This is a genomic window from Elusimicrobiota bacterium, from assembly GCA_016706425.1.
Lineage (GTDB): Bacteria > Elusimicrobiota > Elusimicrobia > FEN-1173 > FEN-1173 > JADJJR01.
In genome coordinates, this window is sequence record JADJJR010000001.1 from 432,977 (window position 1) to 449,163 (window position 16,187).

18 protein-coding genes are annotated in these 16,187 nt (G+C 62.9%); 11 read left to right on the forward strand and 7 right to left on the reverse strand.

What is annotated here, in order from left to right; genetic code table 11:
• Positions 1-8: 8 nt before the first annotated feature.
• Both mutY and IPI56_01845 read left to right on the forward strand, forming a co-directional pair.
• The gene (gene mutY / locus IPI56_01840; GenBank protein ID MBK7544484.1) at positions 9-1,085 is read left to right on the forward strand and encodes an A/G-specific adenine glycosylase; all 1,077 of its coding nucleotides are present in this window, start codon (positions 9-11) and stop codon (positions 1,083-1,085) included.
• Positions 1,082-1,420 (forward strand): hypothetical protein, encoded by a 339-nt coding sequence (locus IPI56_01845; GenBank protein MBK7544485.1) that lies wholly within the window; start codon positions 1,082-1,084, stop codon positions 1,418-1,420. Before mutY ends, IPI56_01845 begins: the two co-directional genes overlap by 4 nt.
• A gap of 51 nt (positions 1,421-1,471) precedes the next feature.
• Here the strand turns inward: IPI56_01845 and IPI56_01850 are convergent, their stop codons facing one another.
• Entirely contained in the window at positions 1,472-1,810 is a 339-nt protein-coding gene (locus tag IPI56_01850) for a hypothetical protein (GenBank protein ID MBK7544486.1), read from the reverse strand.
• A gap of 118 nt (positions 1,811-1,928) precedes the next feature.
• Here IPI56_01850 and IPI56_01855 point away from each other — a divergent pair, with 118 nt between their 5' ends.
• Positions 1,929-3,053: a VWA domain-containing protein gene (locus IPI56_01855; GenBank protein ID MBK7544487.1), complete on the forward strand. Its 1,125-nt coding sequence runs from the start codon at positions 1,929-1,931 to the stop codon at positions 3,051-3,053.
• A 45-nt stretch (positions 3,054-3,098) separates the two neighbouring features.
• On the opposite strand, the gene phoU is transcribed toward IPI56_01855, so the two are convergent.
• From phoU to IPI56_01885, 6 genes are read right to left on the reverse strand one after another with little or no spacing between them, the layout of a single operon-like run.
• Positions 3,099-3,767, reverse strand: coding sequence for a phosphate signaling complex protein PhoU (gene phoU / locus IPI56_01860; protein ID MBK7544488.1), 669 nt, complete (start codon positions 3,765-3,767; stop codon positions 3,099-3,101).
• Positions 3,768-3,780: 13 nt separating this feature from the next.
• The gene (gene pstB / locus IPI56_01865) at positions 3,781-4,611 is read right to left on the reverse strand and encodes a phosphate ABC transporter ATP-binding protein (protein ID MBK7544489.1); all 831 of its coding nucleotides are present in this window, start codon (positions 4,609-4,611) and stop codon (positions 3,781-3,783) included.
• On the reverse strand, positions 4,589-5,350 hold the full coding sequence (locus tag IPI56_01870; GenBank protein ID MBK7544490.1) for a phosphate ABC transporter ATP-binding protein: 762 nt from the start codon (positions 5,348-5,350) through the stop codon (positions 4,589-4,591). The genes pstB and IPI56_01870 overlap by 23 nt, the downstream gene beginning before the upstream one ends.
• Positions 5,347-6,252 carry a phosphate ABC transporter permease PstA gene (gene pstA / locus IPI56_01875; GenBank protein MBK7544491.1) on the reverse strand — a complete coding sequence of 302 codons (906 nt, stop codon included), beginning with the start codon at positions 6,250-6,252 and terminating at the stop codon, positions 5,347-5,349. The genes IPI56_01870 and pstA overlap by 4 nt, the downstream gene beginning before the upstream one ends.
• On the reverse strand, positions 6,249-7,187 hold the full coding sequence (pstC, locus tag IPI56_01880) for a phosphate ABC transporter permease subunit PstC (protein ID MBK7544492.1): 939 nt from the start codon (positions 7,185-7,187) through the stop codon (positions 6,249-6,251). Before pstC ends, pstA begins: the two co-directional genes overlap by 4 nt.
• Entirely contained in the window at positions 7,184-8,035 is an 852-nt protein-coding gene (locus IPI56_01885) for a phosphate ABC transporter substrate-binding protein (protein MBK7544493.1), read from the reverse strand. Before IPI56_01885 ends, pstC begins: the two co-directional genes overlap by 4 nt.
• A 342-nt stretch (positions 8,036-8,377) precedes the next feature.
• On the opposite strand from IPI56_01885, the gene nrdR reads away from it, so the two are divergent.
• The 8 genes from nrdR to guaA are packed head-to-tail and all read left to right on the forward strand — an operon-like array spanning position 8,378 to position 16,185.
• Positions 8,378-8,944: a transcriptional repressor NrdR gene (gene nrdR / locus IPI56_01890; GenBank protein ID MBK7544494.1), complete on the forward strand. Its 567-nt coding sequence runs from the start codon at positions 8,378-8,380 to the stop codon at positions 8,942-8,944.
• Positions 8,945-8,977: 33 nt separating this feature from the next.
• Positions 8,978-11,524, forward strand: coding sequence for an adenosylcobalamin-dependent ribonucleoside-diphosphate reductase (locus IPI56_01895; protein MBK7544495.1), 2,547 nt, complete (start codon positions 8,978-8,980; stop codon positions 11,522-11,524).
• A 6-nt stretch (positions 11,525-11,530) separates the two neighbouring features.
• Positions 11,531-12,091, forward strand: a complete 561-nt coding sequence (locus IPI56_01900) for a dCTP deaminase (GenBank protein ID MBK7544496.1) — start codon at positions 11,531-11,533, stop codon at positions 12,089-12,091.
• Positions 12,092-12,121: 30 nt separating this feature from the next.
• Positions 12,122-13,288, forward strand: a complete 1,167-nt coding sequence (locus IPI56_01905; GenBank protein MBK7544497.1) for a GuaB3 family IMP dehydrogenase-related protein — start codon at positions 12,122-12,124, stop codon at positions 13,286-13,288.
• 28 nt (positions 13,289-13,316) lie between these two features.
• A complete protein-coding gene (locus IPI56_01910; protein ID MBK7544498.1) occupies positions 13,317-13,676 on the forward strand; it encodes a signal peptidase I in 360 nt (119 codons plus the stop codon).
• A gap of 21 nt (positions 13,677-13,697) precedes the next feature.
• Positions 13,698-14,111, forward strand: a complete 414-nt coding sequence (locus tag IPI56_01915) for a hypothetical protein (protein MBK7544499.1) — start codon at positions 13,698-13,700, stop codon at positions 14,109-14,111.
• Positions 14,111-14,662 carry a hypothetical protein gene (locus tag IPI56_01920; protein MBK7544500.1) on the forward strand — a complete coding sequence of 184 codons (552 nt, stop codon included), beginning with the start codon at positions 14,111-14,113 and terminating at the stop codon, positions 14,660-14,662. Before IPI56_01915 ends, IPI56_01920 begins: the two co-directional genes overlap by 1 nt.
• Complete coding sequence (gene guaA / locus IPI56_01925) at positions 14,659-16,185, forward strand: glutamine-hydrolyzing GMP synthase (GenBank protein MBK7544501.1); 1,527 nt, start codon at positions 14,659-14,661, stop codon at positions 16,183-16,185. The genes IPI56_01920 and guaA overlap by 4 nt, the downstream gene beginning before the upstream one ends.
• The last annotated feature ends 2 nt before the right edge of the window (positions 16,186-16,187 follow it).

Genomic DNA, 16,187 nt, shown 5'->3' on the forward strand with positions numbered 1-16,187 from the left:
ATGCGCGGGTGCGACCCGCCCCCGCGACGTTTCAAAAGAAACTCCTCGCCTGGTACCGCGTCCACGGGCGGCACGATCTGCCCTGGCGGCGCTCCTGGGACCCCTACCCCGTCCTGGTCTCGGAACTCATGCTGCAACAAACGACCGTGGCGACGGTCATCCCCTACTTCGAGCGTTTCCTTCAACGCTTTCCGACCCTCGCCGCCCTGGCGTCGGCGCGGTTGGAAAGCGTTTTGGAATTGTGGTCGGGGTTGGGTTATTACGCCCGGGCCCGCAACCTCCACCGCGCCGCGCAAATTCTGGTGAACCGGCACGGCGGCCGCATGCCCCGCGACCGGGAAGCCGTGGATGCCCTGCCGGGCGTGGGGCCCTACACGGCGGGAGCGGTGTTGTCCTTCGCCTTCAATCAACCCGCGGCGCTGGTGGACGGCAACGTGATCCGGGTCTTGGCCCGGGTTTACGGCGTCCGGCAAAACACGAAAACCGCCCCGGTATCGAAACGGCTCTGGGCCTTGGCGAAAGCCTTGACGCCCCCCGGCGGGGCCCGGCACTACAATTCCGCCCTGATGGATTTGGGAGCCACCGTGTGCCGCCCCGCCGCGCCCGATTGCGCGCGGTGCCCCTTGTCGGGGGTTTGTTGGGCCCGTCGACAGGACCGCGTCGCCGACATCCCCGCCACCGGCGGCGAGCCCGCCAAAAAAACAATTTATTGGCACGCGGCGATGGTTGAGAAGGACGGCCGCTGGCTCCTTCGCCGGCGACCCTCCACCGGGCTCTACGCGGGTCTGTGGGAGTTCCCCGGATTGGAATTCGCGAGTCCGCCGTCCCGGACCGAGATCCCCCGCCTTTTTCGGGACCGCTTCGGCGTGCGCCCGCGCTCGGTCCGCGCGCCCACGCCTTTGCGGCATGTGTTGTCCCACCGGGAGATATTCATGTTCCCGTGGTTGTGCGAATCCGTGGCGCCGTTTGGGGGCGGGCGTTGGGTGGCGTCCCGGGATGTTCCGCGGCTTGCGATTTCCAGTTTGACCCGCAAGCTCTGGGGAGGGATCGGGCTGGATTTCACGAACACAGGGAGGATCCTATGAAACGATGGGTTTGGTTGGCGCTGACCGTGGGAATAGGGCTTGGAGCGGCGGGGGCGGCGAGCGTTCGCGCCTTTCGGCAGGGGGTCTATTATTCCAACGATGTCGCGGAGGAAAAATTGGATTTTGGGACCGTGGACAAAGGCGCGCGATTCAGCCAGGGGCGTTCCCTGGGGTTCGTGCCGGCCGGTTACGGTCGACTGGTGGGAATCACTTCGAGCGGGGCCAACGCCGTGCTTTGGTTTGAGGATGAGGGGAAAACGCTTCGGAACGTCTGGGTAGAGGACGGCCGGCTCGTCCGCGTTCACCGGGGAGGAACGTTTGAGGACCGGCCTTAAAGGGGAATAATAAAGGCCCGCCTTCGGGGCGGGCCTGGGGTGCCCTTCGGGTCAATCGGCCAGTTCGATTCCCTGAAGTCTCGCTCTCTCCTGCATGCGGAGGCGGTGTTCCATGCGCAACCGCGCCCGCTCCTCTTCGGTTTTGCATTCCTTCAACTGTTTGCGGTACTGCGCTCTTTCTTGTTTTGTCATCAACTCATCGCCGAAAACGCCCTCTTTTTGGCGTTTTTGCGTTCGCGCCTCCTCCCTTTCCTGGGTTCGGGTCTCTTGCCGAACCTCGGCTTCGGTCCTCGTTCGGTTGGACACCGGTGTTTTTGGAGGGTTGGCGGCGCTAAGCGACATCGTCCCCAGCCCCAACAAAACAACCGCCCACCTTGGCCACGCTCTCATGACACGCTCCTCACTGGCATTTATCTGACGCTTTAACGGACACAAAAGTTTAGTCCCCGGAACCAAACCGCGCCTTCGGTGTCGTACCAACAAGGGGACACTTCCCCCGGAGGCGTCTATGAAACGGATCTCAGCGGTGATTCTGTCTTTCTTTGTCGTGTCGGCCGGGGCTCATCCCGTCGATCCCCGGCCCGATCGGCCCCTGGTGCAATTGGCTCTTTTGCTCGACACGTCCAACAGCATGGACGGGTTGATCGACCAGGCCAAATCCCAGCTCTGGCGCATCGTGAACGACCTGGCCGGCTCCCGTTGCCGGGGGCACGCGCCCCGCATCGAAGTCGCGCTTTACGAATACGGCAATTCCGGCCTCTCGGCGGGGGAAAAATACCTGCGGCAGGTCTTGCCCTTCACCCGCGACCTGGACCGGGTGTCCGAGATGTTGTTCGGCCTGCGGACCAACGGGGGCGAAGAGTATTGCGGGGCGGTGATCAAGGACGCCGTCAAAAACCTTCAATGGGACGGCCGCGCGTCGACCTACAAAACCCTCTTCATCGCCGGCAACGAACCCTTCACCCAGGGGGATGTGAACTTCCGCGACGCCGTCCAAAAGGCCGTGGACAGGGGCGTGGTCGTCAACACGATCTTCTGCGGCGACCGACGCGAGGGCCTTGAAACCGGCTGGCGGGACGGGGCCGACCGCGGGCGGGGGGCGTTCCTGACCATCAACCAGGACCGGGACATCGTGGTGCGGCGCAGTCCCTACGACGACGAGATCGAACGACTGGGTCGGTTGTTCAACGACACCTTCGTCTATTTCGGCGCCCGGGCGGAAGAAACGGCCGCGCGGCAAAGCCGGGCCGACGCCGCGGCCCTCAAGGCCGCGCCGGCCGGGGCTTCCGTGGAGCGTTCGCTTTTCAAATCCAAACGGCAGTACAGCGAGTCCCTGGCGGCGGAAGACGCCGTGAGCGCCGTGGTCAGCGGTCGAATGAAAGCCGTCGAGCTCGAGGCCAAAGACCTGCCGGCCGAAATGCGCGGAAAGGACGCGAAGGAACTGGAGGGCGCGTTGAAGGCCAAACAGGCCGAACGAGAAAAGATTCAATCGGAATTGGACGCGCTGGGTAAGAAACGGGAAAAATTCCTGGCCGAGAAACCCGCGGACGCCAAAGACACCCTCGACCGAGCGATCCTCGACGCCGTCCGGGAACAGGCCCGGGGCCTGGGGTACGCCTTCGACAGCAAGTGAGGCAATAAACAAAAGGGGCGCGGGCCGTGGGCCCGCGCCCCTTTTTTATTTGGGATCGGCGAAGCGGTGGCGGATGTCTTTGCCCTGGACCATAAAGATGACGTCCTCGGCGATGTTGGTGGCGTGGTCGCCGATGCGTTCCATGTTCTTGGCCAGCAGGATCAAGTCCACGAATTGGGTGGAATGGGTCGGGTCTTTCTTGATCAAATCGATCAGGCTGGTGATCGCCTCGGCCTTGAGTTTGTCCTCTTCCTCGTCCTGGGGGAAGACGCCCTGGGCCAGATTTACGTCGCCCCGGGAGAAAGCGTCCAGGGCCTCGCGCAGCATTTTTTGGGAGATCTCCGCCATGCGGAAGACCAGGCTCACCTGGGGCACGGGTGTTTCCTTGAAGAGGTGGTAATAACAGGTCTGTGAGGCGTTCACGGCCTGGTCGGCGATCCGCTCCAAATCCGAATTGATTTTCATGGCCGCGGTGATGAGGCGCAGGTCCGCCGCCATGGGTTGGTGCAGGGCGATGAGCTTCAGGCAGCGGTCGTCGACCTCCACGTGCATGTGGTTGACCTGCTCCTCCAGGGTAAACACCTCCTGGGTGAGCTTTTCGTTCCGTTCGCGCAGGGCGCGAACGGCCTTCTGGATCATGTCCTCGGCGGTGGCGCCCATGCGGAGCAGGAGCTCCTTGAGGCGGTTGAGTTCTTCGTCGAAATGGCGTTCCACGGGGTTCTCCTTTTTATCCAAAACGGCCGGTGATGTATTGTTCGGTGCGCGGGTCCTGGGGGCTGGTGAAGATCTGCCCCGTCGGGCCGTATTCCACCAGGTCGCCCAGGAGGAAATAGGCCGTGCGCGAGGAAACGCGCGCGGCCTGTTGCATGTTGTGCGTCACGATCACGATGGCGTAGCGTTGTTTGAGGTCGATGATCATCTCCTCGATGCGCTGGGTCGCCAACGGGTCGAGGGCGGAGCAGGGCTCGTCCATGAGAAGGACTTCGGGCTCCACCGCCAACAAACGGGAAATGCACAACCGTTGCTGTTGCTCGGGGGAAAGCGCGAGGGCCGGGGCGTCGAGGCGGTCCTTCACCTCGTCCCACAACCCCGTGGACCTCAGGCATTTCTCCACCAGTTCCCGCAGCCCCGCGCCCTGCACGGCGTGGTGGACCCGGGGCCCGTAGGCCACGTTTTCGAAAACGCTGATGGGGAAGGGGTTGGGCCGCTGGAACACCATACCCACGCGTTTGCGCAGGCCGATGAGGTCGGCCTTGGGCGCGTAAATGTTCTTGCCGCGCAGAAGGACTTCGCCCTCGACGCGCGCGCCGTTGATTAAATCGTTCAGACGGTTCAGCGTTCGCAAAAGGGTCGATTTGCCGCAACCCGACGGACCGATGAAGGCCGTGATCGCCCGGTCCGGAATCGCGATGTGAATGTTTTGGAGGGCCTGGAAGTTGCCGTAAAAAAAGTTTAAATCCCGCGTCTCCAACACCGGGGTCTCGGTGGGCGCGTTCTGGGCCGCCGCGGGACGGTCCGGGGTTTTCTCGGGGGTTTTAACCAAAACGTCCGGAGACATAGTCGGCCGTCCTTTGTTCTTTGGGGCTGGTGAAAATTTGCCCGGTTTCGCCTTCTTCGATCAGTTGGCCCATCAGTAAAAAAGCCGTCCGGTCCGAGGTGCGCGACGCCTGTTTGACGTTGTTGGTCACCAGCACGATGGACATTTTTTCCTTGAGACCTTTCAAGGCCTCTTCGATCTTGGCGGTGGAGATGGGGTCCAGGCCCGAGCAGGGTTCGTCCAGAAGCAGGATGTCCGGCGCGAGCATGAGGCTGCGCGCGAGGCAAAGACGTTGTTGTTGGCCTCCCGACAGTTCCAAGGCCGACGCGCCCAGCCGGTCTTTGACCTCATCCCAAAGGAAGGCGGCGCGCAGGCTTTCCTCCACGCGGCCCCGGGGCGTTTGGGCCCCCTGAAAGCGAAGGCCCAGGCGCAAATTGTCTTCAATGGACATGGGCAAGGGCGTTGGCACGGCGAACATCATGCTGATCCGCCGTCGCAGCGACGCCACGTCGGTTTTGGGGTCCAAAAGGTCACGGTCGTCCAAAAGAATTTCGCCCCGCACCTCCAGGTTGTCCTCCAGGTCGGTGAGCCGGTTGAGGCACCGCAACAGCGTGGTTTTGCCGCCGCCGGCCGGGCCGATGATGGCGAGGATCTCGTTTTGAGACACGTCCAACGACACGTCGTTCAAGAGGGTTTTGCCCCCCGCCCGGACGGTGAGGTTCCGCACCCGGATTTTTTCGGCGGCGCCCAGGCGGCTCATCGTTGGATCCTCCGGCGGATGCGCGAGCGGATGATGATGGCGGTGAAATTGAGGCCGAAGGTCAACAGCAGCAGCACGAGCACCGTGGCGTAGAGGATGGGCAGGGTGGCGTCCACGTCCGGTGATTGGGTGGCCATGACGTAGACGTGATAGCCCAGCTCCATGAATTGGTGGTTGAGCCGCGTGGGCAGGTACGGGAGGAAGTAGGCCGCCCCGGTGAAAAGGATCGGCGCCACCTCGCCGGCGCCGCGGCTGATGGCCAGGATCGTTCCCGTCAAGATGCCGCCCACCGCCTGGGGCAGCAGGACGAACCGCACCATCTGCCAACGGGTGGCGCCCAGGGAATAGGCCACTTCCCGGTGGCTTCGCGGCACCACCCGCAGGGCCTCCTCGGTGGCGACCACGACCGTCGGTAAAGTGAGGAGCGCCAAGGTCAACGCCGCCCAAAGAATGGCGGGTTGGCCGAAGTAGAGCTTGTTGTCAAAGAAGAATTTGTCGAGACCCCGACCGACGAAATTGATGAAGAAGCCGAGCCCGAACAGGCCGAAAACGATCGCCGGCACGCCGGCGAGGTTTTGAATGGCCATCCGCACCAGGGGCACCCAGCGGGATTTTTTGGGCGCGTATTCCTGCAGATAGATGGCCGTCGACACGCCCAGGGGCACCACGGCGATGGTCATGAGGATCACCAGAAAAGCCGTGCCGAAAATAGCGGGGAAAATGCCGCCTTCCGTCATGCCGGACCGCGGCGCCGTCGAAAGGAAATCCCAATTGATGTGGCCGACGCCGTGGATCACGACGTTCCCCAGGATCAGGACCACCGCGAGGGTCAAGATCAGGCAGGCCAAACCCGTTAAGGCCTTGAAAAAAACGCTGGTGAGGTCGATCCAGCGGCGTTTCATTGTTCCCCCGTGAGCTTTTTACGGAACCGACCGACCCACATTTGGCCGGCGAGATTGATTAAAAAAGTGAAGACAAAGAGCAAAACCCCAATGAAGAAAAGCACGTGGTAATGGGGGCTGCCCGATACGACTTCGCCCAGTTCCGAGGCGATGGTGGCCGAGAGGCTGCGGAACCCGTACCCCAGATGCCAACTCGGGATGGCCTGGTTGCCCGAGGCCATGAGGACGATCATCGTCTCCCCGATGGCGCGGCCGAAGCCCAGAATGCCCGCGGCGAAGATGCCGGGAAAGGCGGCGGGGAACACCACCCGGCGGGCCGTTTGCCAGGGGGTGGCGCCCAGGGCCACCGAGCCCTGCCGGTAGCTTTGGGGAACGGCCGTCAGGGCGTCCTCGGCGACGGTGAACACGATCGGGATGACCGCCAGGCCGAGGGCGATGCCGGCGTTGATGGTGTTGAGGCGGTAGTCCAAACCGAACAGGTCCTGAACGGCGGTGGCCATCACGAGCAGGGCGAAAAACCCGAGCACCACCGAGGGAATGCCCGCCAGGAGTTCGATGACGGGTTTCACGATTTCCTTGAGCCAGGGGGGCGCGAACTCCGAGGTGAAGACCGCCGCCCCCAGGGCCAGGGGGAAGGCGAAGGCCAACGCCACAAAGGTGACTTTGAGAGTCCCGATGATGAGGGGCCAAAAGGAATATTTGGGAATTTCCGACACCGGTTGCCACATGTGCCCGGCGGGCTCGCCAGGTTCCGGGACCTGCGCCAGGAACAACTTAGACAGGCCCGCCTCCGCGCGGGCCTCCGGCGAGGTGAAAAGGGGCACGGCTTCTTTCCCGATAAAGACGAAGATGAGGACCAAACCCACGATGGCGATGGCGGCGCTGGCGTGGATCAATCCCTCGATGATCCGCTCCGAGAGTTTTTTCTGAATCATTTCTTTTTCCCCGCGATGGGATAAAACCCCACCTTGGCCACGATGGCCTGGCCTTCGGGGCTCAAGGCGAAATCGATGAAATCCTTGATGGGGCCTGCGGGGTCCCCGCGCAAGTAGTAATACAGGTCGCGACTGACCGGGTAGGTACCGTCCAAAATGTGTTTTTCATCGGGGAGGATGGCCGGCCGGGCGGGATCCGCCTGGAGCGCGGCGAACTTGATGCCCTTGGCGTAGGCGGCGCCGCCGAAGCCGATGCCACGCTTGTCCCGGGCGACGGCGTTGGCCACCGAGGCCGTTCCGGGCAGGCACTGGGCGAAGGGGGTGAAATCCTTTTTCTTCAACACGTGTTCTTTGAAGAATTCGTAGGTCCCCGAATTGTTTTCCCTGGAATAAAGGATGATTTTTTGGTCCGGCCCGCCCAGGTCTTTCCAATTGGTGATCTTGCCGCGGTACACCAGGGCCACCTGCTCGGTGGTGAGCGCGGAAAGGGGGTTGGCGCTGTTGAGATAGACCGCGATGCCGTCCTTGGCGACGGCGATTTCCACGGGGTCGCGCCCGGTCTTGGCCTTGAGGGCGACCCGCTCCTTTTCTTTCATGGGGCGGGAGGAAGCGCAGATGTCCGTCGATCCCGCAAGCAGGGAGGCGATCCCGGTGCCCGATCCACCCCCCGTCACCTGAACGATGGCTTTTCCGTGGGTGGCCATGTACCGTTCCGCCCAGCGCTGATTGAGGATGACCAGGGTGTCGGACCCTTTGATGGTGACGGTTTCCGCCGCCCGGTTCGGTCGGGGCGAGGCGAGGGACAGGAGAATCCCGCAAAGGACGGCGAATGTTCGGGCGGTCGGCATGGGTATCGCGAAAAGGAATTTAGCACTTTCGGCCGGATTGGCCTAGACCGCGGGCGCGCCGGACGGGACACGCGCGCCGCGCGGGGCCGTTTTCCCGTCGGGAATTAAATGCCGCGCCACGGCGCAAGTAAATTTTTGGGGGGCGGAAAAAATTTACAAAAACGCGCTTTTCCGCCGAGCGGCGGCCCGCGGATCGTCGGTAAAAAACGCGCTTGACACTCACTAGGGATGGTGGTGTAAGATACGCGCCGCCACAACCCGTGGCCGCCCGCCGCGTGGGGCGAAGAATCAATATGTGGTAGAATCCTGGGAGGGAGACCCCACCTGTTGTAGGGAAAGTCCATGAGATGCCCCGCGTGTGATCATCCGGAAGACCGCGTCATCGACAGCCGACCGTTGGAGTCGGCCTCGGTGATCCGTCGGCGCCGTCTGTGCCTGCACTGCAGCAAGCGCTTCACCACCTACGAGCGGGTCGAATCGACCCCGTTGATGGTCATCAAGCGCGACAACCGCCGGGAGCCCTTCAGCCGCGACAAGATGCGCGAAGGCATCGTCCGCGCCTGCCGCAAGAGGCCCGTGTCCCCCGCCGTCATCGAGAAGCTGGTCTCGGAAGTGGAATACAGCCTGCAAGACTACGTGCTGGAAGTGCCCACCGCGGAAATCGGGGAACGCATCCTCAAGCGGCTCTACGACATCGACACCGTGGCCTATGTGCGATTTGCTTCCGTCTACCGCTCCTTCGGCGACATCGACTCCTTCCTGACGGAAATCAAGCGGCTGAAGCAGGCCCACCGCCGACGCGTGACGCTCGGCGCGGCCCGCCTCGCCGTCCCGAAAGACCCGATGTTGAAATCACCCGCGTCGGGGGATGCCCTTTTGCCGGACGCCGCCCAGCCGGCGACGGTCTAACGAATCGTCTTGAAGAAGGATGGAGGAACGCCCATGAACCCCGTTGACGCCCCTGCTCGCCCGTCGGAAAAATCGCGCGCCCGCCCGGCCCTGCGCCTGTCGGAAAACCAGCGCAAAGTCATCACCGACAAATATCTTCGCACCGACCCTTCGCCCGAGGTGTGGTTGGAACGGGTCGCCGCCAACATCGCCCTGGGCGAACTCCTCCACGCCCCCGAGGCGGACGGCTGGCACCTCTGGGACGGCGTCAAGCGCAAGACCGTCGAGGCCCACACCCGCAAGGGCCAAAAAAGCCGCATGACGCTTCTCCACCACGGCCTGGCCACGTCCGATGAGCGGGACAAAAACTTTTTCGTCTATCTGGACAACCTGCGCAAGGCCGCCGCGGAGATCCCCGAGGCCCGCGATCTGGCCGAGGCCTGGCGGGACAAGTTCTACGCCATGATGGCGCGGTTCGACTTCCTGCCCAATTCCCCCACCCTCATGAACGCCGGCCGCGACCTCCAGCAGTTGTCGGCTTGCTACGTGCTGCCCGTGCCGGACAGCATGGAGGGCATCGCCGACGCCGTCAAAGCCCAGGCGCTCATCCACAAGTCCGGCGGCGGCACCGGGTTCTCCTTTCAGCGGCTGCGCCCCTCCGGGGACAACGTCAAGTCCACCAAAGGCACGGCTTCCGGCGCCATCAGCTTCATGCAGATCTTCGACAAGATGACCGACGTCGTCAAGCAGGGCGGCGCCCGCCGCGGCGCCAACATGGGGATCCTCCCCTATTGGCACCCGGAGATCGAAGACTTCATCACCATGAAGGACAAGCCCGGCGTCATGGAAAACTTCAACGTGTCCGTCACCGTGGACGAAAAATTCATGAACGCGGTGGAAAAGGGCGAGGAGTACGACCTGCTCAACCCCCGCACCCTCCAGCCCACCGGCAAGCGGCTCAACGCCCGCGACGTCTTCGAAAAAATGGTCGACGGCGCCTGGCGCACCGGCGACCCCGGCATCATCTTCATCGACCGGATCAACAACTCCGCCTCGAACCCCACGCCGCAACTGGGGCAGATCGAAAGCACGAACCCCTGCGGCGAACAACCGCTTCTCCCCAACGAGCCCTGCAACCTGGGGTCCATCAACCTCTCCAATTTCGTGGAGGGGGAGGTCACCCTGGGGCAAATGAACTGGGACCGGTTGGCCGAAACCGTGGCCCTGTGCGTGCGGTTCCTCGACAACGTCATCGAAGTCAACAACTACCCCCTGGCCCAAATCGAAGAGCTGTCCAAGGGCAACCGCCGCATCGGGTTGGGCGTCATGGGGTGGGCCGAAGCCCTCGTTAAAATGGGCGTGGCCTACGACTCCGAGGAATGCCTGGCGCTTTCCACCAAGGTCATGGGGTTCATCAACGAGAAAGCCCTGGAGGCTTCCGAGGCCCTGGCCGAGGAACGCGGCGCCTTCCCCAACTGGAAAGGCTCCATCTTCGATCCGGAGAGCCCGCACTTCCGCGGCGAGGCCCGCCTGCCGCGCCATTGCGCCCGCACGACCATCGCCCCCACCGGCACCATCGGGCTGGCCGCCGGCCTGCAGGGCGCGGGCATCGAGCCCTTCTTCGCCATCGCCTACACGCGCTACAACGCGAGGGCGCTGGACGCCCTCAAAAAAGGCGAGAAGCCCAACGAAGCCGACGTCTTCCACGAAGTCAACCCGCTCTTCCGCGAAGTCGCCCGCCGGAACAATTACTTCGGCATGGCGGAGAACGAGCTCTGGAAAAAAGTCGAAGGCAACCACAAATCGGCCCGCGGCGTCAAAGAGATTCCGGAAAAATTCCAGAAACTCTTCGCCTCGAGCCACGACGTGGCGGTCCCCTTCCACGTGCAGATCCAGGCGGCGTTCCAGACCCACACCGACAACGCCGTCTCCAAGACGATCAACATGCCCAACTCCGCCACCCGCGAGGACGTGAAGGCCGCCTACTGGCAGGCCTACAAGGCCGGCTGCAAAGGCACCACGATCTACCGGGACGGCTCCAAGAGCCAGCAGGTGCTGAACCTGGGAACGGGCGGCGCCGCCGCGCCGAAACCCAAGGCCCGCGACACGGCCCGGGGCATGTCCTCCGAGTACTACGAGATCCGCACGGGCCACGGCGGGCTGCACATCCACATCGACTACGACGAAACGGGCCCCTACCGCCTCTTCACGAGCCTTTCGCCCCTGGGGACGGACATCTCGGGTTTGACCTCGGTGGTGGGGATCATGATCTCCAAGTACCTCGAGGCCGGCGGGGATCCGAAGCGGATCCTGAAACACCTCAACTCCGTCAAGGGCGACCGCCCCTTCGGCTTCGGCGCCCAACGGGTGGACTCGATCCCGCACGCCATCGCCATCGCGTTGCGAACCCACTTGCAAAAGCACGGCCAGATGGAGACGCCCCCCGCGGCGCCGGCCGGCGAGGAGGCGAAGGGCGGCTTGGAATTGTGGAACCGTTCCGCCGCGCTCTATTGCCCGGATTGCTTCTCCTCCAACGTGGCCCAGCAGAGCGGCTGCACCGGCGTGACCTGCTTCGACTGCGGGCACTCGGAGTGCTCGTAAAAGCGCGTGCCGGTTAAAAACGACACGTGGATCCGGCGCATGGCGCTGGACCACGGGATGATCGATCCCTTCGCCGAGGGGGAAAAACGGCCGGGTGTGATCTCCTACGGGTTGTCGAGTTACGGCTACGACTTCCGCGTGGCGGGCGAGTTCCGGCTTTATTCCGCCGTCCCGGGGGCGGTCCTGGACCCGAAGGACGCGTCGCGCGCGCCGTTCCAGGAAATCCGCACCGAGACGTTCGTGGAGATCCCGCCCCACGGCATCGTCGTGGCGCGGTCGGTGGAGCGTTTCCGCATCCCGCGCAGCGTGGTGACGGTCACCTTCGGAAAAAGCACCTACGCGCGGATGGGCTTGGTGGTGAACATCACCCCCTTCGAACCGGAGTGGGAAGGGCACGTGACGCTGGAAATTTCGAACACCGCGCCCCTGCCGGCGCGGGTCTACGCGAACGAGGGCATCGCGCAAGTGTTGTTTTTGGAGTCCGACGAAGTCTGCGCGACGTCCTACGCCGACCGCCAGGGCAAGTACCAGGGTCAAAAGACCATCACCGCCCCGAAAGTCATTTAAAAATTTACCTTTCCCAGGAGGAACCATCGCATGGCGTTCTTTATTGGTCGTGACAGGGAGGCCCGCCGGGCCTACGGTTTTGACGAAGTGGCCTTGGTGCCGGGCACCGTGACGGTGAACCCCGAGGACGCCGACGTGTCCACGCGGTTGGGGCCCGTGAAACTGCAGATCCCGATTTTGGCGAGCGCCATGGACGGCGTCGTTGACGTCGAATTCGCCATCGCCATGGGGCAAATGGGCGGGCTGGCGGTGTTGAACCTGGACGGCATCCAAACCCGCTACGAAAAGACCAAGCCCCTTTTCAAAAAAATCGCCGAAGCCACACCGGAAGTCGCCACCAAGCTGGTTCAAGAGATTTATTCCAAAGAGCCGGTGAAAGAAAAACTCGTGGCCCAGCGGGTCAAAGAAATCAAGACCAAAGGCGTCCTCTGCGCGGTGTCCTCCATCCCGCAAAACGCCGAGCGCGTGGGCAAAATCGCCGCCGACGCCGGGGCCGACCTGTTCATCGTGCAGGGCACGGTGACGACGGCGCGCTTCAAATCCGCCAAAGGCCCCGTGGTGGACTTGTCGAAGCTTTGCGAAAAGCTCAAGATCCCCGTGATCATCGGCAACGTGGTCACCTATTCGGCCGCCCTGGAACTCATGGAAACAGGCGCCGCGGCCCTGTTGGTCGGCGTCGGCCCCGGCGCCGCTTGCACCAGCCGCGGCGTGCTCGGTTTGGGCGTCCCCCAGGTGACGGCCACGGTGGACTGCGCCGCCGCTCGGGATTTTTATTTCAAGAAAACCGGCCGCTACGTCTCGATCATCACCGACGGGGGCATGAGCACCGGCGGCGACGTCTGCAAGGCTTTCGCCTCCGGCGCCGACGCGGTCATGGTCGGCTCGGTGTTCGCCCGGGCCGAAGAGGCCCCGGGCCTGGGGTACCACTGGGGCATGGCCACCCCGCACCACAACCTGCCGCGCGGCACGCGCGTGCGGGTGGGCACCGTGGGCACCTTGAAGCAAATCCTGCACGGGCCGGCCTCCCTCGACGACGGCACCCAAAACATCGTCGGCGCCATCCGCACCTGCATGGGGGCCGTGGGCGCCACAAACATCAAAGAATTTCAACTGACGGAAATCATCATCGCGCCGGAAATCAAGCACGAAGGCAAGCTGTTCCAGCAGGCGCAGCGCGTCGGTATGGGCAAGAAATAGCCCCGTTCAAACAAAGGAGACCTCAATAATGCAATCGGGAAATGGCGTGTTCGGGTTGTTGGTGTGGTTGGGCATCCTGGTCCTGTTGTTGGTGGCCAGCTGGCGGATTTTCGTCAAAGCCGGTCGGCCGGGTTGGGCGTCGCTGATCCCGTTCTACAACCTCTATGTCCTCTGTGAAATCGTGAGTTGGCCGGGCTGGTATTTGGTGTTCTTCTTGATCCCGATCGTCAACATCGTCTTCATGTTCCTGCTTTACTTCAAGCTTTCCAAGGCCTTCGGCCAAGGGTTGGGTTTCGCGGTGGGCATGGTCCTGTTGCCCTTCGTGTTCCTGCCCATCTTGGGTTTCGGCAAGGCCGTTTACACCGCTCCGGCCAAGGGAATCGTTTAACACCGCCGCCGGCGGGCGCCCATGAACCTCGAGCTGTTCGCCCTTTGCGACGCCGCCACGGAGGCGGGGGGGAAGTTGAATTTGCTGGGCGCGTTCGACGCCATCGTGGCGCCGAACGCGCCGGCGGTTCATCCCTCCTGCGCCGTGGCGCTCCGGTTGCGCTTCCAGCGCATTGAGGCGGGGCCCCACCGGGTCAAGATCGCCGTGGTGGACGCCGACGGCAAGCACGCTCTGCCCCCCTTTGAAACCGAAATCCGCATCGGGGTGGCGCCGGGGGACGAGTCGGCGGTGGCGAACTTGATCCTCAATTTGCAGCAGCTTCGACTCGAAAAGTTTGGACGCTACTCCATCGACCTGGCCGTGGACGGTCGGCAGGAAGGCGCTCTCCCGTTGTATTTGAAGGCCGCGCCCCAAACCGTTCGGGAACAGTCGTGATGCGCCGCGTCCCTACGCGCAAAGGCTGTGTCTTGGGGGTTCCGCTGGTTCTTGGCGGGGTGTTGGTGATCGGGGGGCCCATTCCGAAATCGTCGCCCTCTGAAATTGCTGAAATCCGCGCCGTTTATAAGGAAGTGGAATCCCTTCGGGTTGAAAAAACAATCGAATCGAAGACGGTCCCCATCAGCGAGTTCGAAGACGCAACCCTCTATGCCGATTCGGAAGGCCGTGCCCGGCTGTACATTGAATCACTCGGGGGGCAGGATTCGGTGGTGACCGTGAACGCTTATTACGATCGGGGAGAACGCTTGCGATTTGTTTTTTGCCGGGCGGGGGCTGTGAACGAGACGATTTTGGAACGCCGCTACTACATGGGGAAAAACGGGAAAACGCTCAAGAAAAACATCTTGCTGGTCAAAGGGCCAGGGTATCCCTGGGATTGGGAAACACTGGAAAAAGAGGTGGTTTTCGGACGCGCTCGATCCCCCAAGGACTCCTTCAACCGATTCAAGGCGGCGGAAAAAAAGAAACAGGAGACGACAGCCCCATGATCCTCATCCTCGACTTCGGATCCCAATACACGCAACTCATCGCCCGCCGGGTGCGCGAGGCGAACGTGTTTTGCGAAATCCACCCCTACAACCACCCCATCGACAAAATCCGCGCCGCCAACCCGGCGGGGGTGATCCTCTCGGGGGGACCGTCGAGCGTGTACGCCAAGGGCGCGCCCAAACCCGACCCCGCGCTGTTCGACCTGAGCGTGCCGGTTTTGGGCATCTGTTACGGCCTACAAGTCATGGTGACCCACTTCGGCGGCCGGGTCAGCAAGGCCCCCCGGCGCGAATACGGGCCCGCGGACATTCGTGTGTCCGCCGACAACCCCCTCTTTACGGGTTTGGGCGCCCAGATCCCCGTCTGGATGAGCCACGGCGACCACGCCGAGGCGTTGCCCAAAGGTTTTGAAATCGTGGCCAAGACGACCAACGCGCCCTACGCGGCCATCGCCAACACCGCGCGCAACTTTTACGCCGTCCAGTTTCACCCCGAGGTGCACCACACGCCCCGGGGCAAGGAGCTGTTGGCGAACTTTTTGTTTGAAATTTGCGGGGAAAAGCCGAACTGGACCATGGCTTCCTTCGCCGAAGAACAGACCCGGATCGTGCGCGACCAGGTGGGCAAGGAGAAGGTCCTGTTGGCGCTCTCCGGCGGGGTCGACTCCTCCGTGGCGGCGGCCCTGTTGCACAACGCCCTCGGCAAGCAACTGGTCTGCGTTTTCGTCAACAACGGCCTGCTCCGCGCGGGGGAGGAGGAGCGCGTCCGCAAGGTTTTCGGAAAGGCCCAGGGGTACGTGACCCACATCGTCGACGCCCGGCAACGTTTCTTGCGCAAACTCAAAGGCGTCACCGACCCCGAACGCAAACGGAAGATTATCGGTCACGCGTTCATCGAGGTGTTCCAGGAATTCTCCAAAAAGTTCAAGGGCGTCAAATTCCTGGCCCAGGGCACGTTGTATCCCGATGTGATCGAAAGCGTTTCGGTGAAGGGCCCCTCGGCCGTCATCAAGACCCACCACAACGTGGGCGGCCTGCCGGATAAAATGAAGATGAAACTGGTCGAGCCCCTGCGATTCCTCTTCAAGGACGAGGTGCGCGCCCTGGGCAAAGAGCTCGGTTTGCCCGACGAAATATTGTTCCGCCAGCCTTTCCCGGGACCGGGCCTGGCGGTGCGGGTCCTGGGCGACATCACCGAGGACAAGCTGCGCAAGACCCGCGAGGCGGACCTGATCGTGGAACAAGAAATCCGCGAGGCGGGCCTGTACCACAAACTCTGGCAGGCCTTCGCGGTCCTTTTGCCCGTCAACAGCGTCGGGGTCATGGGCGACGAACGAACCTACGAGAACGCCATTGCCGTGCGGGCCGTGAACTCGGTGGACGCCATGACCGCCGATTGGGCGCGGCTCCCGGACGAGGTGTTGGCCAAAATGTCCACCCGGATCATCAACGAAGTGCGCGGCATCAACCGCGTCGTGTACGACATCTCCTCCAAACCCCCCGCCACCATCGAGTGGGAATAGGA

Excerpts from the sequence above, each read along its gene's own strand:
- IPI56_01845 (MBK7544485.1), top strand. The coding sequence starts at position 1,082 with ATGAAACGATGGGTTTGGTTGGCGCTGACCGTGGGAATAGGGCTTGGA.
- IPI56_01850 (MBK7544486.1), bottom strand. The coding sequence starts at position 1,810 with ATGAGAGCGTGGCCAAGGTGGGCGGTTGTTTTGTTGGGGCTGGGGACG.
- IPI56_01855 (MBK7544487.1), top strand. The coding sequence starts at position 1,929 with ATGAAACGGATCTCAGCGGTGATTCTGTCTTTCTTTGTCGTGTCGGCC.
- pstB (MBK7544489.1), bottom strand. The coding sequence starts at position 4,611 with ATGTCTCCGGACGTTTTGGTTAAAACCCCCGAGAAAACCCCGGACCGT.
- IPI56_01870 (MBK7544490.1), bottom strand. The coding sequence starts at position 5,350 with ATGAGCCGCCTGGGCGCCGCCGAAAAAATCCGGGTGCGGAACCTCACC.
- pstA (MBK7544491.1), bottom strand. The coding sequence starts at position 6,252 with ATGAAACGCCGCTGGATCGACCTCACCAGCGTTTTTTTCAAGGCCTTA.
- pstC (MBK7544492.1), bottom strand. The coding sequence starts at position 7,187 with ATGATTCAGAAAAAACTCTCGGAGCGGATCATCGAGGGATTGATCCAC.
- IPI56_01885 (MBK7544493.1), bottom strand. The coding sequence starts at position 8,035 with ATGCCGACCGCCCGAACATTCGCCGTCCTTTGCGGGATTCTCCTGTCC.
- nrdR (MBK7544494.1), top strand. The coding sequence starts at position 8,378 with ATGAGATGCCCCGCGTGTGATCATCCGGAAGACCGCGTCATCGACAGC.
- IPI56_01895 (MBK7544495.1), top strand. The coding sequence starts at position 8,978 with ATGAACCCCGTTGACGCCCCTGCTCGCCCGTCGGAAAAATCGCGCGCC.
- IPI56_01905 (MBK7544497.1), top strand. The coding sequence starts at position 12,122 with ATGGCGTTCTTTATTGGTCGTGACAGGGAGGCCCGCCGGGCCTACGGT.
- IPI56_01910 (MBK7544498.1), top strand. The coding sequence starts at position 13,317 with ATGCAATCGGGAAATGGCGTGTTCGGGTTGTTGGTGTGGTTGGGCATC.
- IPI56_01915 (MBK7544499.1), top strand. The coding sequence starts at position 13,698 with ATGAACCTCGAGCTGTTCGCCCTTTGCGACGCCGCCACGGAGGCGGGG.
- IPI56_01920 (MBK7544500.1), top strand. The coding sequence starts at position 14,111 with ATGCGCCGCGTCCCTACGCGCAAAGGCTGTGTCTTGGGGGTTCCGCTG.
- guaA (MBK7544501.1), top strand. The coding sequence starts at position 14,659 with ATGATCCTCATCCTCGACTTCGGATCCCAATACACGCAACTCATCGCC.